23 protein-coding genes are annotated in these 23,720 nt (G+C 74.4%); 10 read left to right on the top strand and 13 right to left on the bottom strand.

Features of this window, described 5'->3' with window-relative positions; genetic code table 11:
* Window positions 1–37 precede the first annotated feature (37 nt).
* The 3 genes from ACIQD7_RS19355 to ACIQD7_RS19345 all read right to left on the bottom strand — a co-directional run bounded on the left by ACIQD7_RS19355 (window position 38) and on the right by ACIQD7_RS19345 (window position 3,444).
* Window positions 38–1,657 (bottom strand): transporter, encoded by a 1,620-nt coding sequence (locus ACIQD7_RS19355; RefSeq protein WP_402442914.1) that lies wholly within the window; start codon window positions 1,655–1,657, stop codon window positions 38–40.
* On the bottom strand, window positions 1,657–2,550 hold the full coding sequence (locus ACIQD7_RS19350; protein ID WP_402442913.1) for an ABC transporter ATP-binding protein: 894 nt from the start codon (window positions 2,548–2,550) through the stop codon (window positions 1,657–1,659). The genes ACIQD7_RS19355 and ACIQD7_RS19350 overlap by 1 nt, the downstream gene beginning before the upstream one ends.
* Window positions 2,551–2,754: 204 nt before the next feature.
* Window positions 2,755–3,444 (bottom strand): bifunctional DNA primase/polymerase, encoded by a 690-nt coding sequence (locus ACIQD7_RS19345; RefSeq protein WP_121828293.1) that lies wholly within the window; start codon window positions 3,442–3,444, stop codon window positions 2,755–2,757.
* 258 nt (window positions 3,445–3,702) lie between these two features.
* Here ACIQD7_RS19345 and ACIQD7_RS19340 point away from each other — a divergent pair, with 258 nt between their 5' ends.
* On the top strand, window positions 3,703–5,085 hold the full coding sequence (locus tag ACIQD7_RS19340) for a transcriptional regulator (RefSeq protein WP_402442911.1): 1,383 nt from the start codon (window positions 3,703–3,705) through the stop codon (window positions 5,083–5,085).
* Window positions 5,086–5,232: 147 nt separating this feature from the next.
* Window positions 5,233–6,696, top strand: coding sequence for a hypothetical protein (locus ACIQD7_RS19335; protein WP_402442909.1), 1,464 nt, complete (start codon window positions 5,233–5,235; stop codon window positions 6,694–6,696).
* Between the two features lie 102 nt (window positions 6,697–6,798).
* On the opposite strand, the gene ACIQD7_RS19330 is transcribed toward ACIQD7_RS19335, so the two are convergent.
* Complete coding sequence (locus tag ACIQD7_RS19330; RefSeq protein ID WP_402442907.1) at window positions 6,799–8,082, bottom strand: ABC transporter substrate-binding protein; 1,284 nt, start codon at window positions 8,080–8,082, stop codon at window positions 6,799–6,801.
* A 288-nt stretch (window positions 8,083–8,370) separates the two neighbouring features.
* Here ACIQD7_RS19330 and ACIQD7_RS19325 point away from each other — a divergent pair, with 288 nt between their 5' ends.
* Together ACIQD7_RS19325 and purU are read left to right on the top strand one after the other, a co-directional pair.
* The gene (locus ACIQD7_RS19325; protein WP_161371524.1) at window positions 8,371–8,814 is read left to right on the top strand and encodes a hypothetical protein; all 444 of its coding nucleotides are present in this window, start codon (window positions 8,371–8,373) and stop codon (window positions 8,812–8,814) included.
* A gap of 59 nt (window positions 8,815–8,873) precedes the next feature.
* Window positions 8,874–9,725 carry a formyltetrahydrofolate deformylase gene (purU, locus tag ACIQD7_RS19320; protein ID WP_121831034.1) on the top strand — a complete coding sequence of 284 codons (852 nt, stop codon included), beginning with the start codon at window positions 8,874–8,876 and terminating at the stop codon, window positions 9,723–9,725.
* 5 nt (window positions 9,726–9,730) lie between these two features.
* On the opposite strand, the gene ACIQD7_RS19315 is transcribed toward purU, so the two are convergent.
* Complete coding sequence (locus tag ACIQD7_RS19315; protein ID WP_402442904.1) at window positions 9,731–10,981, bottom strand: maleylpyruvate isomerase N-terminal domain-containing protein; 1,251 nt, start codon at window positions 10,979–10,981, stop codon at window positions 9,731–9,733.
* Window positions 10,978–11,559, bottom strand: a complete 582-nt coding sequence (locus ACIQD7_RS19310; protein WP_121831032.1) for a sigma-70 family RNA polymerase sigma factor — start codon at window positions 11,557–11,559, stop codon at window positions 10,978–10,980. The genes ACIQD7_RS19315 and ACIQD7_RS19310 overlap by 4 nt, the downstream gene beginning before the upstream one ends.
* Before the next feature lie 160 nt (window positions 11,560–11,719).
* Between ACIQD7_RS19310 and ACIQD7_RS19305 the strand changes: the two genes are divergently transcribed.
* Both ACIQD7_RS19305 and ACIQD7_RS19300 read left to right on the top strand, forming a co-directional pair.
* Window positions 11,720–12,088 carry an STAS domain-containing protein gene (locus tag ACIQD7_RS19305; protein WP_121831031.1) on the top strand — a complete coding sequence of 123 codons (369 nt, stop codon included), beginning with the start codon at window positions 11,720–11,722 and terminating at the stop codon, window positions 12,086–12,088.
* Window positions 12,089–12,482: 394 nt separating this feature from the next.
* Window positions 12,483–12,935: an ATP-binding protein gene (locus tag ACIQD7_RS19300; protein ID WP_402442902.1), complete on the top strand. Its 453-nt coding sequence runs from the start codon at window positions 12,483–12,485 to the stop codon at window positions 12,933–12,935.
* 207 nt (window positions 12,936–13,142) lie between these two features.
* Here ACIQD7_RS19300 and ACIQD7_RS19295 read toward each other — a convergent pair whose 3' ends face one another.
* Window positions 13,143–14,180 (bottom strand): GlxA family transcriptional regulator, encoded by a 1,038-nt coding sequence (locus tag ACIQD7_RS19295; RefSeq protein ID WP_402442901.1) that lies wholly within the window; start codon window positions 14,178–14,180, stop codon window positions 13,143–13,145.
* A gap of 74 nt (window positions 14,181–14,254) precedes the next feature.
* On the opposite strand from ACIQD7_RS19295, the gene ACIQD7_RS19290 reads away from it, so the two are divergent.
* Window positions 14,255–15,502: an MFS transporter gene (locus ACIQD7_RS19290; protein ID WP_373682764.1), complete on the top strand. Its 1,248-nt coding sequence runs from the start codon at window positions 14,255–14,257 to the stop codon at window positions 15,500–15,502.
* Here the strand turns inward: ACIQD7_RS19290 and ACIQD7_RS19285 are convergent.
* Window positions 15,480–15,887, bottom strand: coding sequence for a hypothetical protein (locus ACIQD7_RS19285; RefSeq protein WP_402442898.1), 408 nt, complete (start codon window positions 15,885–15,887; stop codon window positions 15,480–15,482). The two genes, ACIQD7_RS19290 and ACIQD7_RS19285, sit on opposite strands and share 23 nt — an antisense overlap.
* 67 nt (window positions 15,888–15,954) lie before the next feature.
* Between ACIQD7_RS19285 and ACIQD7_RS19280 the strand changes: the two genes are divergently transcribed.
* Together ACIQD7_RS19280 and ACIQD7_RS19275 are read left to right on the top strand one after the other, a co-directional pair.
* On the top strand, window positions 15,955–16,554 hold the full coding sequence (locus tag ACIQD7_RS19280; protein ID WP_402443292.1) for a TetR/AcrR family transcriptional regulator: 600 nt from the start codon (window positions 15,955–15,957) through the stop codon (window positions 16,552–16,554).
* Window positions 16,555–16,647: 93 nt separating this feature from the next.
* On the top strand, window positions 16,648–17,955 hold the full coding sequence (locus ACIQD7_RS19275; RefSeq protein ID WP_121831024.1) for an MFS transporter: 1,308 nt from the start codon (window positions 16,648–16,650) through the stop codon (window positions 17,953–17,955).
* Window positions 17,956–17,967: 12 nt separating this feature from the next.
* Here ACIQD7_RS19275 and ACIQD7_RS19270 read toward each other — a convergent pair whose 3' ends face one another.
* The 5 genes from ACIQD7_RS19270 to ACIQD7_RS19250 form a co-directional block, all read right to left on the bottom strand.
* Window positions 17,968–19,200 carry a flavin-containing monooxygenase gene (locus ACIQD7_RS19270; protein ID WP_402442896.1) on the bottom strand — a complete coding sequence of 411 codons (1,233 nt, stop codon included), beginning with the start codon at window positions 19,198–19,200 and terminating at the stop codon, window positions 17,968–17,970.
* 91 nt (window positions 19,201–19,291) lie between these two features.
* Window positions 19,292–21,316: a protein kinase gene (locus ACIQD7_RS19265; protein ID WP_402442894.1), complete on the bottom strand. Its 2,025-nt coding sequence runs from the start codon at window positions 21,314–21,316 to the stop codon at window positions 19,292–19,294.
* 168 nt (window positions 21,317–21,484) lie between these two features.
* A complete protein-coding gene (locus ACIQD7_RS19260) occupies window positions 21,485–22,123 on the bottom strand; it encodes an HAD family hydrolase (protein ID WP_402442892.1) in 639 nt (212 codons plus the stop codon).
* Window positions 22,120–22,356 (bottom strand): DUF397 domain-containing protein, encoded by a 237-nt coding sequence (locus ACIQD7_RS19255; RefSeq protein WP_402442890.1) that lies wholly within the window; start codon window positions 22,354–22,356, stop codon window positions 22,120–22,122. Before ACIQD7_RS19255 ends, ACIQD7_RS19260 begins: the two co-directional genes overlap by 4 nt.
* Window positions 22,353–23,216: a helix-turn-helix domain-containing protein gene (locus ACIQD7_RS19250; RefSeq protein WP_402442888.1), complete on the bottom strand. Its 864-nt coding sequence runs from the start codon at window positions 23,214–23,216 to the stop codon at window positions 22,353–22,355. Before ACIQD7_RS19250 ends, ACIQD7_RS19255 begins: the two co-directional genes overlap by 4 nt.
* A 90-nt stretch (window positions 23,217–23,306) precedes the next feature.
* On the opposite strand from ACIQD7_RS19250, the gene ACIQD7_RS19245 reads away from it, so the two are divergent.
* Window positions 23,307–23,717, top strand: a complete 411-nt coding sequence (locus tag ACIQD7_RS19245) for an ATP-binding protein (protein ID WP_121831016.1) — start codon at window positions 23,307–23,309, stop codon at window positions 23,715–23,717.
* The last annotated feature ends 3 nt before the right edge of the window (window positions 23,718–23,720 follow it).

Here is a 23,720-nt window from a genome sequence, read left to right as displayed (position 1 = left end):
GACGCACCGGGCGGCCCGCCCGTTCCACGGGGACCCGTCACCCCTTGCTGACCGCCGCCAGGATCTCCGGCAGCCGGTCCGCCGTGCGCGGGGCCGCCACCCTGAGGCCCGCCCACACGAGGAGCGCGCCGTAGAGGGCGCCCGCGGGGAGGAGGAGCCAGAGGAGGGAGTGGTGGTCGGTGACGTGGAGGTAGACCGCCGCGCCGATCAGCGGGGCGCACAGGACCGCCGCCGCCACCATGCCGCCGAAGATCGAGATCCAGGCCAGGCCCGCCTGCCCCGGGACCACGTTCTTGTAGCCGCTGTCCTGCGGGATCGAGTACGGGTAGGCGGCCGAGGCCACCGCGCCCGTCGCCAGCATCGCGCCGAGCAGGCCGAACGCCAGGCCGAGCCCCTCCGCGAGGCGCCCCCAGTCGCCCAGGACGGCGGCCGTCAGGACCGTCACCAGGACCGTGAACGGCAGGGTCACGGCGAGCAGCGCGAGCATCCGCGCCCGGAGCTCCGCGTACGCGTCGGCCGGCGTCGAGATGGTCTGCGCGACCATCCAGAACGCCGAGGTGTCCTGCCCGAACTGGTTGTACATCAGCATCCCGAGCATCCCCGAGGCGAAGCACGCCCAGTAGATCGAGCCCGCGCCCTGGAGCGCGTTGAACACCGGCACGATCAGGCCGAGGGCCAGCGAGGTCACCCACGCCGCCTTCGTCTTCGGGTCCCGCCACACGTACCGCAGGCTGCGCTCCATGACCGCGCCCGTCCGGCCGCCCGGCAGCACCCGGCCGAGGAGGCCCGTGCCGCCGTCCCTCCCCCGGGCGCCCGCCTCCGGGGACGCGCCGATCGTGGAGCCGTCCGGCTCGACCATCAGCCGCACCAGGCTCCGCCGCCACCAGTACAGGAGCCCGGCGAGCCCCGCCGCCGTGATCAGCAGCCGTACCGCCGCCACCGCGTGGTCGCCACCGCTCGCCGCGTCCACCGCGGCGATCGCGGCGGCGGGCGGCAGCCAGCCGAGGACGGACGCCGCCGGCTCGATCGCGCCCAGCCCGCCGGGCTCGCTGAGCCGTTGCGCCGCGAAGTTCACGACCTGGATGCCGACCGCGATGACCAGACCGCTCAGGAGCGCCAGGTCCCGTCCCTTGCGGGAGGTGAGGAGACGGATGTTGGCCGCGGCCACGGCCCGCGACAGCGCCACGCACGTGACCGTCGTCAGCGGTACGGCGAGCACGGCGACGACCGTCCCGGCGGCGCCGTGCGCCACGGACAGCGCCGCGCCGAACGCCAGGAACAGCGTCAGTACGGGGCCGATGCCCACGAGCGAGGCCACCAGCAGCGCCCGGACCAGCGGGCGGGGGAGCAGCGGCAGCATCACCAGCCGCGACGGGTCGAGGGTCTCGTCGCCGCCCGGCATGAACAGCGGCATCACCGCCCACGACAGCGCGACCATCCCGGTGAGGAGGACCGCGACCGTACCGGCGTCGGCATTGCCCCGCAGGAGGACGAAGGACAGCACCGTCCCGGCCGCGAAGAGGGCGCCGAAGACGGCGGAGACGACGTACGCGGCGGTCCGCCCGCCCGACTGCCGCAGGCCGTTGCGCAGCAGCGACAGCTTGAGCCGTACGAACACGGAGGTGAGGGAGGGGGCGTCGGTGGTGGCGGTGCTCATCACTGCGCCTCGCCCGTGGAGCCCGTACCCGCGCCCGTGCCCGCGTTCGTACCCGTACCCGTACCGCCCAGCCAGTCCAGCGAGTGCCCCGCCGCCCCGCCCTCGTTCGCGCCCACCAGTTCCAGGAACGCCGCCTGGAGCGAGGGCGCGTCGCCGCGGACCTCGGCCAGCGGGCCCTGGGCCCGGATCCGGCCCGCCGCCATGACGGCGACCCAGTCGCAGAGCGACTCGACCAGCTCCATGACGTGGCTGGAGAAGACGACGGTCGCGCCGGACGCGGTGTACCGCTCCAGGACGCCCCGGATGGTCTGCGCGGAGACCGGGTCGACGCCCTCGAACGGCTCGTCGAGGAAGAGGACCTCGGGGTTGTGCAGCAGCGCCGCCGCCAGACCGATCTTCTTCCGCATCCCGGTCGAGTAGTCCACGACCAGCTTGTGCTGCGCGCCCGTCAGGCCGAGGACGTCGAGGAGCTGCGCGGCGCGCTTGTCGACCTCGGCGCCCGACAGGCCCCGCAGCCGGCCGGTGTACGCGAGGAGTTCGCGGCCCGAGAGGCGCTCGAAGAGCCGCAGGCCCTCGGGCAGGACGCCGATCCGGGCCTTGACCCGGGCGACCGACTCGGGGTCGGCCCACACGTCGTTCCCGGCGACCAGGATCCGCCCCTGGTCCGGCCGCAGCAGCCCGGTGATCATGGAGAGCGTGGTGGTCTTGCCCGCTCCGTTCGGCCCCACGAGCCCGATGAACCTGCCCGCGGGGAGGACCAGGTCGATCCCGTGCACCGCGATCTGCTGCCCGAAGCGCTTCCACAGCCCCTCGACCCGCACGGCGGGCACGGCCCCGCCCTCCGGCACGCCCTCCGCCTTCTCGAACGCTCCCCCGAATGCCTGGTCGGGCATGATCCGTCAACCCCTAGGTCGTCCCCGTGATTACCCTCATCACCCTAAGCGCCTGTTCCGAGGGGGGACATGACCGTACGCCGGACGGCCCGCCGCCCGGGGGATCCACGGGGCGAGCGGGCCGTCAGGCGGGCGAAGGTCAGGAGGCGCAGAGGTCAGGAGGCCCGGATGTCAGGGGGCCCGGGTGTCAGGGAACCCTGAGGGTCAGGAGGCCCTGGACGTGCGCGCGTCCGCCGCCTCCCGCCCGCACGCGTACGCGAGGGCGCTGATCAGTTCCTCCGCGTCGGGGAGCCAGCGGTTCGCCGGGGTGGGGCGGCGGGCCCACTGCACGGCGCCCCGGCCGCCGATCCGGGTCGGCGGGGCCGCCACGTAGTACCCCTCGCCGCGCGTGACGAGGTCGAGGGAGGACGGGATCCAGCCCAGCTTGCGGACCAGGTCCGTGACCTTGGCGGCGGCGCCCGGCAGGACGAAGAAGTACATCCGGCGGTCCGGGGAGCAGGTCACCGGGCCGAGCGTCAGCTCCATCCGCTCCATGCGGGCGAGCGCGAGGAAGCCGGCCGACTCGGAGACCTCGATCGCGTCGAAGGTGCGGCCGGTCGGCAGCAGGATCGAGGACCTCGGCTGCTTCGACCACATCCGGCGGGCGCCGACCCCGCTGCCGGTCGCCTGCGTCGACCAGTCGGGCCGGGACGCGTGGGCGCCCGGCAGCGCGCAGTCGTCCGCGCCGCAGGAGCAGCGCTCCCGGCCCTCGGCGGCTTCCAGCCAGGTCCCGGGAAACACGTCCCAGTGCCGCTCTTCCGCGTACCGCACGGCGCTGTCCAGCAGCTGCTCGTTCCGCTGCTCGGGGACCCGCGCGGCCTCCGTGACTCCGATGGTCTCTTCCACGGTGAGCACAACTCCCGGCGTCACCCGGGGTTACGGGCGGGGCGGAGAAGGGGGGTGACGCAACGATTCCGCACGCGGGGCGCACCGGTGCACGGGCGGGGGCGCGCGGAGGGCCGGGGCGCGGGGGCGGGTACGCACAGGTGGGGGCGCCGGCGGGGCTCGCGGCCGACGTGTCCGGTTTCGCGTGTTCGCATCGGCATTGACCGGATATTCGCCGGGCAGTGATCCCTTCCCAGTGATCACCCGCACGGCTTCAGGGGGTACTTCATGGCAGCCAGGCCACTCGTTCCGCGTCAGGTCAACGAACGGCTCCAGGCGCTCATCCAGGAGGCGGCCTGTTCCAACGCCGGCCTCGCCCGCAGGGTCAACACGGTCGGCGCGGAGCGCGGCCTCGACCTGCGCTACGACAAGACGTCCGTGGCGCGCTGGCTGCGCGGGCAGCAGCCGCGCGGCCGGGCGCCCGGGATCATCGCGGAGGCGCTGAGCCGCAAGCTGGGCCGCACGGTCACGATCGACGAGGTCGGCATGGCCAACGGCCGGAACCTCGCGGCCGGGGTCGGCCTCCAGTTCGCGCCGACCGTCCCCGGGGCGATCGAGCAGGTCTGCGAGCTGTGGCGCAGCGACGTGGGCCGCCGGGAGTTCCTGTCGGGCTCCACGGTGGCGGCCTCCGCCCTCGTCGAGCCCAGCCGGGACTGGCTGATCACGGTGCCGGACGCGCACGTGGCCCGGATGGCGGGGGCCCGCGTCGGGGTCGCGGACGTGGCGGCCGTACGGGAGATGACGGCCGCGCTCGTCGACCTCGACCGGCGGTTCGGCAGCGGGCACGTGCGCCCGGTGGTGGTGCACTACCTGGACAGCGTGGTGGCGGGGATGCTGTCCGGGTCGTACCGGGAGGCGGTCGGCAGACAGCTCTTCGCGGCGGCCGCCCGGCTGACCGAGCTCGCCGGGTACATGGCGGTGGACACCGGCGAACCGGGCCTGGCCCAGCGGTACTACATCCAGGCGCTGCGGCTCGCGCAGGCGGCCGGGGACCGGGGCTACGGCGGCTACGTCCTCGCCGCCTCGATGAGCCACCTGGCCGCGCAGCTCGGAAACCCCCGGGAGATCGCCCAGTTGGCGCGGGCGGCGCAGGAGGGCACGCGCGGGAAGGTGCCGCCGAGGGCGGAGTCGATGTTCCTCGCGGCCGAGGCGCGCGGGCACGCCCTGATGGGCGACGTCCGCGCCTTCGAGGAGGCGGCGGGCGGCGCCGTGCGGGCCCTGGAGGGGGCGGACCCGGAGGCGGGCGACGAGCCCGTGTGGATCACCCACTTCGACCACGCGTACCTCGCGGACGAACTGGCCCACTGCTACCGGGACCTGGGCCGCGCGGAGGCGGCGGCGCGGGCGGCGGAGGAGTCGCTCACCGGACACCCGGAGACGCGCGCGCGGCGCCGGGCGATCGGCCTGGCCCTGCTCGCGGCGGCCCGGATCCAGCAGCGGGAGGTCGAGCAGGCCTGCCGCACGGGGACGGAGGCGCTCGAACTCCTGGGCACCCTGCGGTCGTCGCGCGGCATGGAGTACCTGGAGGACCTGAGGGACCGCCTGGAGCCGTTCTCGGGGGAGCCCGCGGTACGGGAGTTCGCGGTGCGGATGGAGTTGTACGCGGCCTGAAGCGGCCGGTGGGAGACCGGTGGGGACCGGTGGCGGTCCGGGTTCCGTGAACCAGTTCTGTAACCGGCCTCACACGTGTGTGCGGAGCCCCGGGCCCACCCGGTAGCGTGAACCGACGATTCCGTAGGTCCATCAGTAGGAGTCCCGGTGACGCAGAACGGACAGGGTCCGGAGCCGCAGTACCCGGCGGTGCCCCCCGCGCACGACGGTGCCCACGGGGGAGCGCGGTCGTGGGACGGCGGCTGGGCCCCCGCCGGCGGTCAGCCGGGCGGACAGCCGCTGCCGCCCGCGCAGCCGCTGCCCCCGGAGGCGGCACCGGGCGCCGCCGACATGCAGTCCACGCAGTACCTGGCGCCGATACCCCCGCAGCCCGGGTACGGCTACCCGGGCCCGGGGCCCGCCGCCGACATGCAGGCCACGCAGCACATCGCCCCGGTGCCGGGCGCGATGCCGCCCGTCCAGGCGCAGCGGCCGGGCTACGGATACCCGCCGCCGGCCCAGGCCCAGCAGCCGGGCTACGGCTACCCGCCGCCCCAGGCGCAGTCCCCGCAGCCGGGGTACGGCTACCCGCACCCGGCCGCCCCCGCCTCCGACCTGCAGGCCACGCAGCACATCGCGCCGGTGCCGCCGCAGCAGGGCGGCGGGGACTCGACCCAGTTCCTGGGCACGGGACCGCTGCCGCACCAGGGCCAGGGACAGGGCCGGGGGCAGGCCGGGGCCTCCGACGCCACCCAGTACATCGCCCCCGTGCCCCCGGCCGCGCCCGGCGAGCGCCAGCCGCCCGCCGAGTTCGACAGCCTCTTCCGTACGGAGGCTCCCCGCGCGCCCCAGCAGCCGCAGCAGCCTCAGGGCTACCGGCCGCCGCCCCCGGCCCCCGCCCCGTACCAGCAGCACCAGCAGCACCAGCCGCCGCAGCCTCCCCAGGGGTACGGCCACCAGGACGCCTACTACGACGACGACGAGCCCGCACCGCGCCGCAAGTCGCCGGTCGCCCTGATCGCCGCCGTCGTCGTCGGCTGCGCGGTCGTCGGCCTCGGCGCCGGAGCCCTGCTCAGCGGTGGCGACGACGAGAAGGAGCCGGAGAAGAGCGGCTCGACCGTGGCGGCGACCTCCTCCGCGCCCCCCGCCGAGCAGCCGGCGGAGAAGCCCGCCGACCCGGCGGAGCCGCAGGCGCAGGAGCTGAGCAAGCTCCTCGCGACCAGCAGCGACAGCCGGGACACCGTGATCAGCTCGGTCGAGTCCATCAAGCAGTGCAAGAACCTGGACAAGGCGGCCTCCGACCTGCGGGGCGCCGCCGAGCAGCGCCGGGGCCTGATCACCAGGCTCCAGTCGCTGTCGGTCGACAAGGTCCCGAACGACGACCGGCTGACCGCCGCGCTCACCGAGGCCTGGAAGGCCTCCGCGTCCGCCGACGACCACTACGCCGCCTGGGCCGACCAGGTGAAGGCGAAGAACGGCTGCAAGGACGGCAAGGCCCGCTCGACGAACCACCTGGCCGCGGCCAACAAGGAGAGCGGAACCGCCACCAAGGCCAAGAAGAGGGCGGCCGGGCTGTGGAACCCGACCGCCGAGAAGTACGGACTGGAGAAGCGCGCCTACACCCAGCTCTGAGCCTTCCACCCGGCTCCGAGGCCTCCACCCGGCCCGAGGCCTCCACCCGGCTCCGAGCCCTCCTCCACCCGGCTCCGAGGCCTCCACCCCGGCCCCGAGCCCTCAGGAGACGCTCAGGAGCGTCTTGCCGACGTCGACGAAGCCCGGCTTCTGCGCCACGAGGCGGCCCTGCCGGACCACCTGGAACGTCACTTGGTGGTTGACGATCCGGGGGAAGCCGGAGGCGCCGAGCAGGTCGGTGTACTTCCAGCGCAGGCCGGGGGTGAGGCCCCCGGTGTCGATCCGCTCGCCCCGGTCGAGGGCGTGGGCGATCTGCGTGGCCGTGATCCGGTCCCGGTCCAGGGCCTCCACGACCTCCTTGAGGACCGTGTAGGCGATCCAGGTGGTCTGGACGCCCGTGTCGGCCGGGTCGACCCGGTTGTCGGCGAACGCGTACTCCTGGATGACCTCGCGCATCGGCGCCCAGCTCTTGTCGCCCGCCTCCGGGTACCAGCCGGTGACGAACGCCCCCTCGAAGGGGCTGCGGGCGCCGCCGGTGCGGTCGATCACCGGCTGGTCGACGCTGCCGAGGACCGAGGAGATGCGGACGCCGCCGCCCTCGCCGTCCCCGCTCCGGCCGTTCCGCCCCCGCTCCTCCGGCAGGCGCCGGAAGGAGTCGAAGAAGGTCTGGGTGCGCTCGCCGAGCACGGCGGTCACGCAGCCCTCCCCGCCCTTCGCCCCGGACCGGGCCCGGTCGGCCTGCCGGGTGTACTCGGCGGCGTCCTCGGCGGCCGGGATGTCGACGGCGCCGCCGTGCTCCGCCCCGCGCAGGCCGGAGTCGAGGAGGGCGGGCAGCCGGTCCCCGCCGACGGTGTCGGGCCGGACGAGCGCGACCTTCTCGCAGACGCCGGCGAGCTGCATCCCGTGCCCGGCGACGAGCGAGGCCTGTCCGCCGTTGACGGGGTACGAGAGCGGGCTGGTGAACTCGTCCTCCGTGACGCCGTAGCCGCCGATGTACGGGATGCCGGCCGCTTCGAGGGAGTTCATGAAGACGCGCCCGTGCTGGCTGTACGAGCCGACGACGGCGACCGCCTTCTCGTCGATCGCCCGGCGGGCGCAGTCGGCGGCGCCCTCGGAGGTGTTGCGCTCGTTGCAGGTGAGGACGCGCAGTTCGTGCCCGTCGATGCCGCCCCGGGAGTTGACCCAGCGGGCGAAGGCCTGCGCCATGGCGGGCATCCCGGGCATGTTGGTCGCCCTGGTCCGGTCGGGTGCCCAGGTCATCACGGTGAGGGGTTCCCTGGAGCCCCCCGTGGCCCCGGGGATCGCACCGCATCCGGTGAGCAGCGACGCCCCGGCCGCCGTGGCCGTGACGTACGCGAGGAGTGAGGTCAGTCGCCTGCCGGTCATGGACACGCACATTTCCTCCCCGGGGGTAACGCGGGAGTGAGCGCGGGTCGACGGTGGGTGACGGGAGGGTGAATTGCGGGGGCCGGCCGGGGGCGGGTCCGCCCGCCCGCGAGGGGAACGTACGATCGAAACGTGTCCAGTCCCGCCATCGACCCCGCCACCGGCCCCGGCCCGGCCCCCGCCCCCGGTTCGCCCGCCGGCCGGACCCCCGGCCCGGCCGCCGATCCGTTCACCGGTCCGGTCTCCGCTTCCGGGAACCCTTCCCGTCGCGGCCGTCGCTCCTCCACCATGGGCGACATGCCGCTCAACGACATGCCGTGGTGGCGCTGGCGCAGCAACGTGCGCTCGGCGCTGCACATGCTCTCCGACCCCGCGTTCCACGAGACGACCTGGCTGGCCGGCCGGGAGGGGTACGGCGACGTCACCGACGCCGTCTACCGCCTGGTCGAGGACACCTGGCTCGACAGCTGGTCCGCCGAGAAGTACGTCGGCGCGATCTTCCGGGACTCCGGCGAGGCCGCCCTCGTCGACGTCGCCGTCCTGCGGGTGCTGCGCATCCTGCACCAGGTCGGACCCGACGCGCCCGTCTCCGCCTACCTGGAGCACCAGGGCTGGCCGGAGGCCGTACGGGCCGCCCGCGAGGCCCACGTGCGGCTCGCGCTCGCCGACGGCGAGGACCCCGACGCGCCCCCGCGCTCCCTCGACCTGCTCCGTATCATGACGCGGTCCTGAACCGGTCCGCCTGACGGACGGTGCGTCTCGCCCCCGGCCGGGTGTGGCAGGCTGACGGGATGACCGACCAGTACGTCCTCACCCTTTCGTGCCCCGACAAGCAGGGCATCGTGCACGCCGTGTCGAGCTACCTCTTCATCACGGGATGCAACATCGAGGACAGCCAGCAGTTCGGGGACCGGGACACCGGGCTCTTCTTCATGCGGGTCCACTTCTCGGCCGAGGCGCCCGTGCACGTGGAGAAGCTGCGGGCGAGCTTCGCGGCGGTCGGCGACGCCTTCGGCATGGAGTGGCGGATCGACCGGGCCGACCAGCGGATGCGGGTCGTGCTCATGGTCTCGAAGTTCGGTCACTGCCTGAACGACCTGCTGTTCCGCTCCAGCATCGGGGCGCTCCCGGTGGAGATCGTGGCCGTGGTCTCCAACCACACGGACTTCCAGGAGCTCGTCGGCTCGTACGGGCTGCCGTTCCGGCACATCCCCGTCACCAAGGACACCAAGGCCGAGGCCGAGGGCAAGCTGCTCGACCTCGTCCGCGAGGAGGACGTCGAGCTGGTCGTCCTCGCCCGCTACATGCAGGTCCTCTCCGACGACCTCTGCAAGCAGCTCTCCGGCCGGATCATCAACATCCACCACTCCTTCCTCCCGAGCTTCAAGGGCGCCAAGCCCTACCACCAGGCGCACGCCCGGGGCGTGAAGCTGATCGGCGCGACCGCCCACTACGTGACGGCGGACCTCGACGAGGGCCCGATCATCGAGCAGGAGGTCGAGCGCGTCGGCCACGAGGTGACCCCGGACCAGCTCGTCGCGATCGGCCGCGACGTCGAGTGCCAGGCCCTCGCCCGCGCGGTCAAGTGGCACGCCGAGCACCGCATCCTGCTCAACGGCAGCCGTACGGTCGTCTTCGCGTAACCGCCCTACAGGCGGCTGAGCGACGCCGCCGCGGCCAGGACGTCCCGGATCGCCTCGCGGTCCCCGTCCTGGCCCGCCGCCGCTTCCTCCGGCGAGACGCGGCCCGCCACCAGCTGGCAGAACTCGACGCCCTCCATCGCGACCTGCGCCACCGCCCGGTCCGGGTCCCCGACCGCGGCCGGGGAGTCCAGGGCGATGTACCAGTGGCCGCCGCCCGCGCCCTCGACCTCCAGGTGCAGCGAGCGGCCCGGCGCGCCCGCCGCGACGAGCTCCCGGGCGGGCGAGGCGAGACCGGTGCGGCGCCGGCCGGCCAGGGCCGCCGGGAGCAGCCGCGTCGCCAGGTCGATCATCTCGTGCAGATGCGCCCCGCAGGGCGGTTCGTACGGGTACGCCACCGCGTGCGCGATGTCGTCCGCGTGCAGCCAGCACTCGAAGGCCCGCTCCAGGAGCGAGTCCCGCAGCGGCAGCGCGAAGTCCTTGTAGGTGACGGTGAGGTCGGCCACCCCGCGCCCGGCGAAGGAGACCGTGCGGATCAGGGTGTGGCTCTGGTCCCGCCAGGGCTCCCGCAGCGCCCGGCCCGGCGGCCGCTCCAGGGCCGACCAGAACGCCTCGGTCCGCTCGGACGGCGACAGCTCGGGCGTCCCGGCGCCCAGCGGGTCGTCGAGCCCGAGGGCGCCCGCCACCAGGCCGTCCACGGCGAAGAGATGGCCGATGACCCCGGCGACGGTGGCCTTGCGGCGGACCGGCCGGTCCTTCTCGTACCACTTGAGCCGCACCGGCGCGTGCCACTCGGACTCGCCGATGTCCCGGAGCAGCGCGTCGAGCCGGGCGGTCTCCGCGTCGTACGGCGTGACCCAGTCGGGGACCGGGATGCGGGCGGGGCGGCGGCCCAGACAGTTCTCCAGGACCCGCGAGCGCAGCAGCGGATCGAGGTCCAGGTCGCGGTCCCGGTGGAGCAGGGCGACGGCGTCGCGCAGCCGCAGCGCCTCGTCGGCGCACGGGCCGCACTCGGTGAGGTGCGCCTCGACGGCCGCGGTCTCCCCGGCCGAACACGCGGAGAGCGCCCAGGCCCCGAGCAGGGACTTGAGCACTCCGTGGGTGAGGACGGGCACGTCCGGCTCCGCCACCGGTTCCGCCTCCTCCCCGTCCGGTTCCGGCCTTTCCGTCAGATCCGCGTGGTCGTCCGCCGACCGGCGGGGCCCGGGTATCCGGGGGGCGCGCGCGACGCCGTCCGCGCCGTCCTCCGCCGGGGTCACAGGGCCCGTCCGTAGCCGGGCGGCGAGGTCCCTCCGAGCGGGCGGGTGTGCGCCGTGGAGAGCAGCTGGAGGCCGAGCCGGAGGCGCCGGCGCGCCTCGTCCTCGGTGACCCCGAGGTCGGCGGCGGTCTGCCGGTAGTCCCGCCGCTGGAAGTAGGCGAGTTCGAGCGCGGCCCGCAGCGGCGCGGGCATCGACGTCACGATGTAGTCGGCGCGGGCCGCGATCGAGGCCCGGCGGACCTTCTGCTCCAGCTCCTCGGCGGAGCCGACGCCCGTCTCCGCGTACGCCGTGACCTCGGCCTGCCGCAGCCGGTGCACGGCCTGCCGCTGGGTGAGCCGGGCCACCCACGCGCGCATGTTCCCCTGCCGGGGGTCGTACGCGTCGGGGTTCTCCCAGATGTAGCCGAAGACCTCGCGGGTGATCTGGTCGGCCGCCGCGTCGTCGTCGAGGACCCGGTGGGCCAGGCTGTGCACCAGCGAGGCGAACCGGTCGTAGAGCTCCCCGAGCGCGGCGGCCTCGCCGCGCGCCAGCCGCTGCTGCATCCTGCGGTCCCAGCGCGGTGGTGTGTCCTTCGCCATCCGACCCTCCCCGCGTGCCGACCCTCCGCTTGCCCTCCAACGTAGTGCGCCGTGCCGAGAGCGCACCCCCGTTTGCCGCAAGTGCGCCCTTGACGCGCCTCCGGATGGTAAGGAAAGCGTCATCCCCGTCTCCGGTGGTTTCACCGGCCGGCGGTGGGGAATGCGGCGTTCCGTGGCGACGATCGAGGTCGACGAGGACGAGCACGGCCCCTGGACGGTGTTCCGCGTCCAGGGGGAACTGGACCTGGTCACCTCCCCCCGGATACGCCGCCGCGTCCACGCGGCGGTCGCGGGCGGCCGCCACGACCTGGTGATGGACCTGTCCGGCGTGCGGTTCTGCGACTCCAGCGGCGTCGGCGTCCTCGTCGCGTCCCGCCGGCTGCTCCGCTCCTGCGGCGGCCGGCTCCGCCTGATCCTCCCGGACGCCGGGGACGGCCACGTGGCCAAGGTGCTCGCCGCGCTCGGCGTCCGGCGCCTCTTCGAGGTGTACGAGGACGTGGACGGCGCGCTCGCCGGCCCCGCGCGCTGAGCCCGTCGCGCGTCACGGAACGTCGAGACCGGGTCGTGTCCTTCCGAGGGGCCGTCACGGCCCGGAGTCGGCCTCCGGCTCCGGTACGCTCCGTGGGATGCGAGTGCACGTTGACCCGGATCGTCCCGGTGTCGCCCCTGCGGTGACTCCGTGCCCCGGAATGCGCCCCGCTCGCGCCCCCGCAGGGCGCCCCGCGCGCTCCTGTTCGACTCCCCGCGGCGCGCGTCGCACAGTATGGACCACGCGTACTCCTTCGCGCTGGAATATGCCCGAAGCGCTTGTTGCGGTGACTGTACGTCAACCATGCTGTCTCGCAAGGGAATCACGTTCCGTAAGGGCGTCGATGGCTGTGAGGCGCGAGGCGATGTGTCCGCCGGTTCGGATGGTGTGAACGGTGCAGGTGCTTCAGGTTCAGTTGGAGGTCGGGCCGGACCCGGCGGAGGTGGGGCGGGCCCGGAGGTGGGCGCGGTCGCGGCTCGCCGGTTCGGGCATAGGGGCGGACGAGCCGCTGGCGGAGACGCTGGTGCTGATCATCTCCGAGCTCGTGACCAACGCCGTGGTGCACACGGGCTGCCCGGCCGTGCTGCGGATGCTGTTCGCGGCGGAGGGCGGGGTGCGGGTCGAGGTGGCCGACATCAGCGACTGCCCGCCGAGGCCCCGGCGCGCGGAGGGCGACGACACCAACGGGCGCGGCCTGGAGCTGGTGGACGGCCTCGCGGACCGGTGGGGCTGGCAGCCCGAGGGCGTCGGCAAGAGCATCTGGTGCGAGGTGGACCGGGCCCCGGTCGTGCCCGCGCCGGTGGTGGCGCCGGGGACCCCGGTGTCGCCCGGCCGGGTGCCCTGTTGACGGTTCGTGCCGTTTTGCCCACCCTGGGGTGAGCGATTCGCGGCGAGGGGAGCCGAGGGCCGCGCGCCCGGGACCCGTGGGTCCCGGGGTGCCGCGGGGCCCTCGGCATGTGCGGGTCGCGGCCGGGTGGCGGCGGGTCCGTGCCGTGCTCGGGGCGCGCGCGAGCGCGCCGCCGCCCGGACGTCGGGCCCTGCGGAGGCCGGGCGTTCAGCCCCGTGCCGTGAGCCGCGCGGCTTGCGCGACCTCTGTTTCCTGCGTGCCTCGCGCGTCCTGCGCGCCCGTGACGCGGAACGTGCGCCGGTACGAGGTGGGGGTCACCCCGATCGCGCTCATCAGGTGCGTCCGCATCGACTGGGCCGTGCCGAAGCCGGCGTCCCGCGCGACCCGGTCGACGGGGAGGTCGGTGGACTCCAGGAGGTGCCGGGCGCGTTCGACGCGCTGCCGGACGAGCCACTGACCGGGGCTGACGCCGACCTCGTCGCGGAACCGGCGGGTGAACGTCCGCACGCTCATCGCCTCCTTCTCCGCCAGGTCCCGCAGCTGGAGCGGCTCGTGGAGGTGGGCGAGCGCCCAGGCGCGGGCCGCGGTCGTAGTGTGCGTCCCGTCCTGCGGCAGCGGCCGCGCGACGTACTGGGCCTGGCCGCCGTCCCGGTGCGGCGGCACGACCGTCCTGCGGGCCACCTCGTTGGCGACGGCCGTCCCGTGGTCGCGGCGCACCAGGTGCAGGCACAGGTCGATCCCGGCGGCCACGCCCGCCGAGGTCAGGACGTCGCCGTCGTCGACGAAGAGGACGTCCGCGTCGACCCGCACCTTCGGGAAGAGCCGCTGGAAGTGCTCGGCGGAGGACCAGTGGGTGGTGGCCGGGCGCCCGTCGAGGAAGCCCGCGGCGGCGAGCACGTACCCGCCGGTGCAGATGGAGACCATCCGGGTGCCGGGCCGGATGTGCGCCAGGGCGGCGGCGAGGTCGGCGGGCAGCCTGCCCTCCTCGTAGACCGGGCCGAGCTCGTACGAGGCGGGGACCACGACCGTGTCGGCGGTGGCGAGGGCCTCCGGGCCGTGCTCGACCTGGACGGCGAAGTCGGCGTCGGTGCGGACCGGGCCCGCGGCCGTCGCGCAGGTGACGAGCTCGTACAGGCGCCGCCCCGCGGAGTCCCGGGCGAGGCCGAAGATGCGGTGCGGGATGCCCAGTTCGAAGGGGAGGAGACCGGGCAGGGCGAGGACGGCGACGCGGTGCGGCGACGACACGGGTGGTGCTCCCTCCGAAGCGGCGGTGAAAATCGGTGGTGGTCCAGACCAGTTTCCGGTAGCTGTTCTGGACCGTGACGGACAACGCGTACAAGACCCAAGCCCTCGAACGGATTCCCGTCCCGGACCGGCCGCCCGCCCTCTGGAACCGTAACTTCCGGCTCTTCTTCGTCGCCCGGGGGGCCGCCGTCTTCGGCGAGGGCATGGTCCCCGTCGCCTACGCCGCCGGGCTCCTCGGCGCGGGCCACCCCGGCTCGGCCGTCGGCTACGCGCTCGGGAGCTGGACCGCCGCCTTCGCGCTCTTCGTGCTCTTCGGCGGCGTCCTGGCCGACCGGTTCACCGCCCGGCGCATGATGATCCTCGCGGACCTGCTGCGGCTGCCCGGCGCCGCCGTCCTCGCCGTCACCTTCGCGCTCGGCAGTCCACCCCTGTGGGTGGTGTACGTCCTCTCCGTCACCGGCGGCGTCGGCGCCGCCCTCTTCCAGCCGGGCGTCGCCTCCACGATCCCGCGCATCGCCCCCGACGTGCAGCGCGCCAACGCCGTCCTGCGGGTCGTCGAGGCCCTGACGACCATGGCGGGACCGGCCGCCGCCGGTCTCCTCGTCGCCGTCTGGAACGCGGGCGCGGCCTTCGCCGTCAACGGCGCCACCTTCGCGGTCAGCGCCCTCTGCCTCGCCCTGATGCGGCTCGCCCCGCTGCCCTCCGACACGATGGAGCGCGACTCCCTGCGCGCCGAACTGGTCGGCGGCTGGCGCGAGTTCCGCTCCCGCAGCTGGCTCTGGGGGGTCATCTCCATCTGGACGGTGTACGGCCTGACGGTCGCCGGGCCCATGGTGCCGCTCACCGCGAGCCTGGTCACCGGGGACCACGGACCGGCCGCGTACGGCGTGCTCATGGCCGTCAACGGGGCGGGGAGCGCGGCCGGCGGGCTGCTCGCCCTCCGGCTGCGCCCCGGCCGCCCCCTCGCGTGGGGCGCGGTCGCCCTGCTCGGCCTTCCCGTGAACCTTGCGCTCCTCGGCCTGGGCGCGCCCGTGGAGCTGCTCGGCGCGGGCCAGTTCATCGGCGGGGCGGCCTTCGCGTACTGGCTGGTGATGTGGTCCACCGCCGTCCAGACGCACGTGCCGCAGGAGGCGCTGAACCGGATGCACGCGTACGACGTGGCCGGATCGCTCCTCATGATGGGCGTCGGCCGCACCCTGTCGGGCCCGGTCGCGGCGGCGGTCGGCACCGAACACGTCCTGCTCGCGGGCGCGGGCATCGCCGTCCTCGTGGTGGCCGCGCTCCTCGCCGTGCGCCCGATCAGGACGCTGCCGAGGGCGTGAGGCGGGCGGGGGCGGCGGCCGCGAGGAGCGCGGCGAACAGGAGGGACGCGACCGCCTGGTAGCCGGTCCAGAGCTCGCCCCCGGCGGTGCCGCCCCGCGCCGCCACCAGGACGCCGACGAGGGTCGCGAGCGCCCAGCCGGCGTCGTAACCGACCATCAGGCGGACGTAGGCGCGGGCCGGGCGCACGCGCGCGTAGGCGAGTTCGGCCCCGCCGCAGGCGAGGACCGCCGCGCCGGAGACGACGAGCAGCCAGAGCGGTGCGCCGAGCGAGCGGGAGAGCGGGGCGGCCCCGAGGGCGAGGGCGGCGCCGAGCAGCACCTTGAAGCCGCCGTCGGCGACGATGCCGACGGCGGTGGCTCCGGTGGCCGGGGCGTGGCGGTCCATGGGGTTCCTCCTCGTGCGGACATCCTCTTTCGCGTAACTCGATTACTGTAATAATGAAGTTATGCGAATGACGAGGGCCGAGACGAAGGAACGCAACCGGCGGGCCCTGCTGGACGCGGCCTTCCACGTGGTCTCCCGGGACGGGCACCGGGCCGCGCTGGCCGAGATCACCGAGCGGGCCGGGCTGACCACCGGCGCCGTCTACTCGCTCTTCGGCAGCAAGAACGGCCTGGTCGTCGCGGTGCTGACCGACCGTCTGGAGCCGCACTACGAGGAGATCGCACAGGCGGTGCCCGCCGGAGCGGACCTGCTCGGAGCGGTCGACGCGCTCGCCCGCCACCAGCGGCGCGACTGCGACGGCCCCGGCGCCCGCGCCGCCGTCGCGCTCCAGATCACCCTCCTCGACATGGCCCTGCGCGACCCGGAGCTGGGCGAGCGGTTCGCCGCGTCCGTCCGGGCGGGGGAGGAGCGCCTGGTCGCGCTGCTCGCCGGGCGGTCCCACCGGGGCGGCACGGTCGGACCGGAGCGGGCCCGGCGCCTCGCCGTCGCGCTCCGGGCCCTGTTCGTCGGCCTCGGCCAGGGCGTCGCCCTCGGCCTCGCGGCGGACGCGGACGAGGAGCACTGGGCGGAGGCGGCGCGGGCGCTGGCGGACGGCACGCACGACTGAGCCCCCCTTTCGGCCGGGGGTGGCCCGATCCGTTGGAAAGCTGTCATCCGGGCCAATGGCAGGGGGACGGGGGCGACCGGGATGCTCGGTGGCATGGCTCAGACAACCGAGACCCCCGCCCGTACGCCCGGGAACGGACCGGTCCGCACGCCCCGCGTCCACCGCGCCTGGTTCGTCGCGGCGGTCACCTTCGTCACGATCATCGGGTCGGCGGCCTTCGCCTCCCTGCCCGGCCTCCTGATCGAGCCGCTCCACGCCGAACTGCACTGGTCGCGCGGCACGATCGGCTTCGCGGTCTCGGTGAACCTCGCGCTCTACGGCCTGACCGCCCCCTTCGCCGCCGCGCTCATGGACCGCTTCGGCATCCGCCGGGTCGTCGCCGTCGCCCTCTCCGTCATCGCGCTCGGCTCGCTCCTCACCGTGTGGATGACCGCCGCCTGGCAGCTCGTCCTCTACTGGGGGATCCTCGTCGGCCTCGGCAGCGGCTCGATGGCCCTCGCCTTCGCCGCGACCGTCACCAACCGCTGGTTCGTCGCCCGCCGGGGCCTGGTGACCGGCCTCCTCACCGCCGCCGGGGCCTCGGGCCAGCTCGTCTTCCTGCCGCTGCTGTCCTGGCTGGTCGAGCGGCACGGCTGGCGGCCCGCCTCCGTGACCGTGGCCCTCGCCGCGCTCGCCGTCGTCCCGTTCGTCTGGCTGCTGCTCCGCGACCACCCGGCGGACGTCCGGCTCGCCCCGTACGGCGGGGAGTACGTGGAGAAGCCCGCCCCGGTCACGGGCGCCGCCCGCCGGGCCGTCACCGTCCTGCTCAAGGCGGCCCGCACCGGCCCCTTCTGGCTGCTCGCCGGCTCCTTCGCGATCTGCGGCGCCTCCACCAACGGCCTGATCCGCACCCACTTCGTGCCCGCCGCCCACGACCACGGGATGCCGATCACGGCGGCGGCCGGACTCCTCGCCGTCATCGGCGTCTTCGACGTCGTCGGGACGGTCGCCTCCGGCTGGTTCACCGACCGCTTCTCCGCCCGCCGCCTCCTCGCGGTCTACTACGCGCTGCGCGGGATCTCGCTCTGCTTCCTGCCGATCCTGCTCGCGCCGTCCGTGCACCCGCCGATGCTGTTCTTCATCGTCTTCTACGGCCTGGACTGGGTGGCCACCGTCCCGCCCACGATGGCCCTGTGCCGCGAGCACTTCGGCGCGGACTCCGCGATCGTCTTCGGCTGGGTCCTCGCCTCCCACCAGGTCGGCGCGGCCGTCGTCGCCTTCGCGGGCGGCCTGGCCCGCGACCTCTTCGGCACCTACGACGTCGTCTGGTACGCCTCGGGCGCGCTGTGCGCGGCGGCGGCCCTGATGGCCCTGGTCATCCGCGGGCCCCGGCCGGAGGCGGTGCTTCCGGCGGGAGCATGATGTCCCCGGGGCCTACGTGCCCGACGTCGTACGAGCTCCCGCCCCCGCCCGAGCCCTCTTCGCCTTCGCCTTCTCCGCCTCCGTCCGCGCGGCCCGGCGCGCGATCGCCCGCGCGATCTTCTCCGCGTCGAGGGCCAGCTCCCGGAACATGCCGCTGATCGGGTTCGTGAAGCCCGTGAAGTACAGGCCCGGAGCCTCGCGGGGGCAGCGGGCCCCGTGGACCACCGGGCGGCCCCGCTCGTCGAGGACGCCCAGGTCGCCCACGAGGGGCTCCAGGGCACGGCGGTAGCCGGTCGCGGCGATGACCGCGTCCGGGGTGATCCGGGTGCCGTCCGCGAGGAGCACCTCGCCGCCCGCGAAGCCCTCGACGGCCGCGACGACCTCGACCTTCCCGGCCCGCACGGCCGCGACCAGGCCCACGTCCTGCACCGGGATCGCGCCCTGCCGCTGGCGGGTGGCGAGACCGGTGTCCGGCCGGGGCAGCCCGTGCGCCGTGAGGTCGGGCGCGGCGAGGCGGGCCATGACCGCGCCCAGCCGGTCGACCACGGGCACCGGCAGCCGCCGCACCAGGATGCCGGTGCGCTGGGCCGGCCATCCGGCCGTCGTGCGCCGCACGATGTGCGGGACCGTCCGCACCGCGAGCCGCACCCGCTTCGCGCCGCCGTCGGCGAGGTCGGCCGCGATCTCGGCGCCGGTGTTCCCGGCGCCGACGACCAGGACGTCCTTCCCGGCGTACGGCTCCGGGTTGCGGTACGCGCGCGCGTGGCTCAGCTCGCCCTCGTACGCGTCCAGGCCCGGCCAGTCGGGCAGGCTCGGGGTGTGGTTGAAGCCGGTGGCCACGACGACCGCGCTGCCGACGAGCCGCCGCCCGCCGGTCGCGTGCAGGACCCACTCCTCGCCGGAGCGCTCGACGCCGAAGACCTCGACGCCCGTGACGACCTCCAGCTCGTGCTTCTCCGCGTACTTCTCCAGGTAGCGGACCACGTCGGCGCGGGCGACCCAGCGGCCGAACGAGCGGGGCATCTTCAGGCCCGGGAGCGCGGAGAGCCGCCGGGTGGTGTGCAGCCGCAGCCGGTCGTAGTGGGCGCGCCAGGAGGCGCCGACGGCGTCGGACTTCTCCAGGACGACCGCCCGGACGCCCCGCCCGCGCAGGGCGGCGGCGACCGCGAGCCCGCCGGGGCCGCCGCCTATGACGTAGACGGGGTGGGCGGGGTGAACGGGCGGTTCATGGGGGGTGGTGACCATGAATGCTGAGCGTAATGACGTGTACACGTAGTGGGTCTCGACCGGGCGGGGTTTCGGTTGCGAATCGGTATACACGGGTGCCCTGCGGGGCTCACAGGGCCCCGATGTTCCGCCAGACCTGGCCGCTCTGGTTCGCCCCGCAGCCGTAGGTCATCGCGAACGCCCCCGTCGTCAGGCACTTCCCGTCGCTCATGTTCTTGAGGAGCCGCCCGGAGGAGGTCGAGGAGAAGACCTTCCAGGACTGGGCGGAGGAGCCGTTGCAGGCGGCGGTGGTGACGCTGGTGTTGCCCGCCGGCTGGAGGCAGCGGTTGCTCGTCCGGTTGACCAGCTGGAAGGTGCCGTTCGCCCCGGCTCGGTAGGTCCAGGAGTACCAGTAGGGGGTGCCGTTGGGGTTCTTGGAGCCGCAGGCGACGGACGTGACGAGGTTGCCGAAGCCCGGATTGTGCTCCGCCAGGCAGTTGCCGCTCGTCCCGTTCTCCAGGGAGTACGTCCCCGAGGGCGCCGAACCGCCGGTCGACGGGGGAGGGGCGGGCTTCTGGGTCGTCGGCCGGGGGGCCGGGCGGGTCGTCTTCGTGCCGCCGGAGCCGGAGCCGGAGCCGGACCCGGAGGGAGAGGTGGGATCCGCCCCGCCACCACCGGAGCCGGACCCACCGGACCCGGACCCACCCGGCAGCGCACCCCCACCCCCGCCCCCACTCCCGCCCCCGCCCCCGCCGGCCGGCGGAACGGCGGACCCCGGCGGCGGTGGCTGCTGCGGGGAGGACGGCGCCCCGGCCGGGGGCGCGGACGCGGACTTCGAGGACGAGGGCCCGGGAGACGCAGACCCCGAGGCCGACGGGGACGCGGACGACGGCCCGCCCGCCGAGGGCACGGCCGCCGGCTGCGAGGCCACGGCGGTCGGGGAGGCGGAGTCCTGCGGGGCCGCGCCGAGGCGCCCGACCTCGTACGGCCCGAGGGCGACGGTCAGGGTGGTGCCGGTGGCCACGACGACGGGCACGGCGAGCATGACGAACCGGTTCCGCCGCCGCTGCGGCTTCCCGGCCCCCTCGGCGGCGGTCACGGCGAGCACGTCCGGCGAGGCCGTCGCGGGCTCCTTCCCGGCCTGCGGGGTGAGGGAGGCCGTCGGCACGTCCCGGGCGGGCTCGGCCGCCTCCAGCTCCGCGAGCTGCCCGGCCGTGGGCGCCCCGGCCGCGAAGGCCGCCCGCTCCCCGATCCGCGCGGCGACGGCCTCCGGCCAGACGGCCCCCGCCGCCCGCTCCTCGGTGAGTTCCACCAGCTCGGCGGCGGTCGGCCGGTCCGCCGGATCCTTGGAGAGACACTTCTTTACGAGCTCCGCGAGCGAGGGATCGGCCTCGGCGAGGCCCCCGAAGCCGGGCTCGCCGTGCACGACCCGGTACAGCAGGTCGGGGCCGGAACCGTCACCGAACGGCGGCCGCCCGTTCGCCGCGTACAGCAGGAGGCTGCCGAGCGCGAAGACGTCGGCGGCGCCGGTCAGGACCTTCTCCGCGACGGCCTGTTCGGGGGCCATGTAGGCGGGGGTGCCGATGACCATGCCGGTCCGGGTCAGCCGGCTCTGGTCGGCGGCGCGGGCGACGCCGAAGTCGATGAGGGAGAGCCCGTCCCCGGTCAGCATCACGTTGGACGGCTTGAGGTCCCGGTGCACCATGTCGGCGCCGTGCACGACCCGGAGCCCGGCCGCCGCGTCCCGCAGGAGCCGCCAGAGGGCCCCGCCGGACAGCGGGCCGCCGTTGAGCCGGATCGCCTCGTTGAGGGTGATGCCGGGGATGAACTCGGTCGCGAACCACGGCGGCTTCGCCGTGCGGTCGCTCGCGAGCAGCTTGGTGTTGGCGCCGCCGGGCAGCCGGGCCAGGTTGTCCAGCTCGTGCCCGAAGTGGCTCAGGAAGTCGGCGTCCTCCGCGAGGATCGGCAGCACGCGCTTCACGGCGGCGAACTTCCCCGGCACGGCCCCGAGATAGACCCGCCCCATGCCGCCGGACCCGAGCACCCCGAGCAGCCTGAACGCCCCGATGCTCCGGGGATCCTCCGCGTCCAGCGGCATGGCCCCGCTGCCGGTCAGACTGTCCGCACTGGAATTGTTGTTCGGTTCCCCCTGCATGGGCGACACCCTAGCCGAGCGCCCCGCCACCCGGCCTTCCACCAACTGCTCGCCTCTGAAAGGCCGTTGAAGAAACGATGCAAGACCGGTGAAGACCCTGGTGGGAGCCGTGCGGAACCGGCGCGCGTGCGCCCGGCCGGTGCGGGAAAAGGTGTCGGCGACCGCCCGTCATGAGACGGACCCCGCTCCGAGCGCCGCCAGGATGTGCGGGGCCGCCTCCGCCAGGGTCGGGAAGTGGCGGTGGGCGTCCGGGTGCGGGGCCGGGACGTTGACCGTCCAGACCGTCATCCCGGCGTCGAGCCCCGCCCGCACCCCCGAGGGCGCGTCCTCGATCACCAGGCAGTCCGCCGGGTCCGCGCCCAGCTTCTCGGCGGCGGTGAGGTACGGCACGGGCGACGGCTTCCCCTCCGCCACCGAGGCCGCGTCGACGATCAGCCCCGGCAGCGGGAGCCCGGTCCGCCCGAACCGGCCCCGCACCCGGTGCTCGTAGTTCGACGTCACCAGCGCCCACCGGTCCGCCGGAAGCGCGGTCAGCAGCCCGGCGGCGCCGTCGAAGGCCGTGTACGTGCCCGTATGGACGTCCTCGTCCTCCAGCGCGTGCAGGAGGGCGAGGCACGCGTCCGGGTCCTCGGCCGGTACGACCGCCGCGAACGTCTCCACGGGCCGCGTCCGCAGCGCGACGGCGTACACCTCGTCCCCGTCCAGCCCGTACCGCCCGGCCCACTCGTGCCAGACGCGGCGCTGGTTGGCGACGGCGTCCATGAGGGTGCCGTCGACGTCGAAGAGGACGACCTTCTTCCCGGTCATACGGCCGACGCGAAGGCCGCCCAGGCGGCGGGGGCCACGGCGAGCTGGGGGCCGTGCGGGACCTTGGAGTCGCGGACGTGGACGGTGGTGGGGTGAGCGGCCACCTCGACGCACTCGCCGCCTTCACCACTGCTGTAGCTGGACTTGCGCCAGTCGTACGCGAGCTCGACGCAGTTGCCGCCCTCGCCGCTGCTGTAGCTGCTCTTGAACCAGGCCAGATGTGCGGTGCTCATAGCTCTCCCAGCAATTTTTCGATGAACTCCAGGGACTCCCGGGGGGTGAGCGCCTGTGCGCGCATGATCCCATACCGCTCGGTGTACATCCGGACCTCTTCGGGGTCGGTGATGATGCGGGCGTGCTGGTAGCTCTCGATGTACGCCACCTCCCGCCGCCCCTTCAGCGTCAGCAGGGTGAACTCACCTCCCAGGGCCGGGTGTTCCTCGCGGTCGGTCGGCATGATCTGAAGGTGCACGTTCCGGAATTTGAAGACCTCGATGAGGTGCTTGAGCTGCTCCCGGAAGGCGTCCCGGCCTCCCAGGGGGCGGCGGAGCACGTCCTCCTCGATGACGAAGCTCATCGTCGGAGCGGGCTGCTTCTCGAAGATGACCTGGCGGGCGAGCCGGTCGGCCAGCCGCTTCTCGATGGTCGCCTCGTCGTAGAGCGGGCGGCGGTGCCGGAAGACCGCGTCCGCGTATCCGGGCACCTGGAGGATGCCCGGCATGACCTGGGGCGCGTAATAGTGCAACGCGACCGCCCTCGCCTCCTCGTGCGCGAAGTCCCGGAACCAGTCCGGGTGTCGTACCCGCGCCCGCGCCAGCGCCTCCCGTACGTCGTCCGCCGCCGCCGCGAGCACCCCGCCCGCGTTGACCAGCGGATCCACCCGTACCAGGAAGTCCGGCTGCGGAGTCCGTACGCCCCGTTCCATCGAGGAGATCAGGTCCTCGCTGCAATGGGCCAGGCCGGACAGCTCCGCCTGGCTCAGCCCGGCGTTGTGGCGCAGGACTTTCAGGATCTTCCCCAGCGCTAGGAAAAGGTGCGCCGTACCGTCCACTTCGGAGGGCCGTTCCGGCCGCTCCTCCTCGTTCCCCGACATCCGTACCGCCTTCTTGGCGTGCCCGTACCGTTACGCAGCGTCGTCGCGTCGCTGCTGGTCAGCGTAGGGGCGACGGACCACGCTCGGGGCATGAAGTCAGAAACCACCACCCCCACCGGTGAGTTCGTGCTCCGTCTCTCCGCCACGCGCCGGGGCGCGCGCCTGGCGCGTCTGCTGGGCGCGCAGCAGCTCCGGGAATGGGAGGTCACCGGGGCCGGGGCCGAGGCCGCCGAGCTGGTCCTCGCCGAGCTGGCCAGCAACGCGGCCCTGCACGGGCGCGTGTCCGGGAGGGATTTCGAGGTGCGGATGGAGCGGGGGGACGGCCACGTGCGGATCGAGCTGTCCGACGCGCGCGGCGAGCGGCGGCCGTTACCGTCCGCGACGCCCGACGAGGGCGGCTACGGGCTGGTGCTCGTCGCCGCCCTCGCCACGGCGTGGGGCGTGAAGGAGCGGGAGGTCGGCAAGACGGTCTGGGCGACCGTCCCGCTGACTCCCCGCTGACCC

The organism is Streptomyces sp. NPDC093071 (assembly GCF_044754545.1).
Classification (GTDB): Bacteria; Actinomycetota; Actinomycetes; order Streptomycetales; family Streptomycetaceae; genus Streptomyces.
Note: the sequence above shows the minus strand (reverse complement) of the source record. Positions and strands in the feature narration are given on the sequence as shown.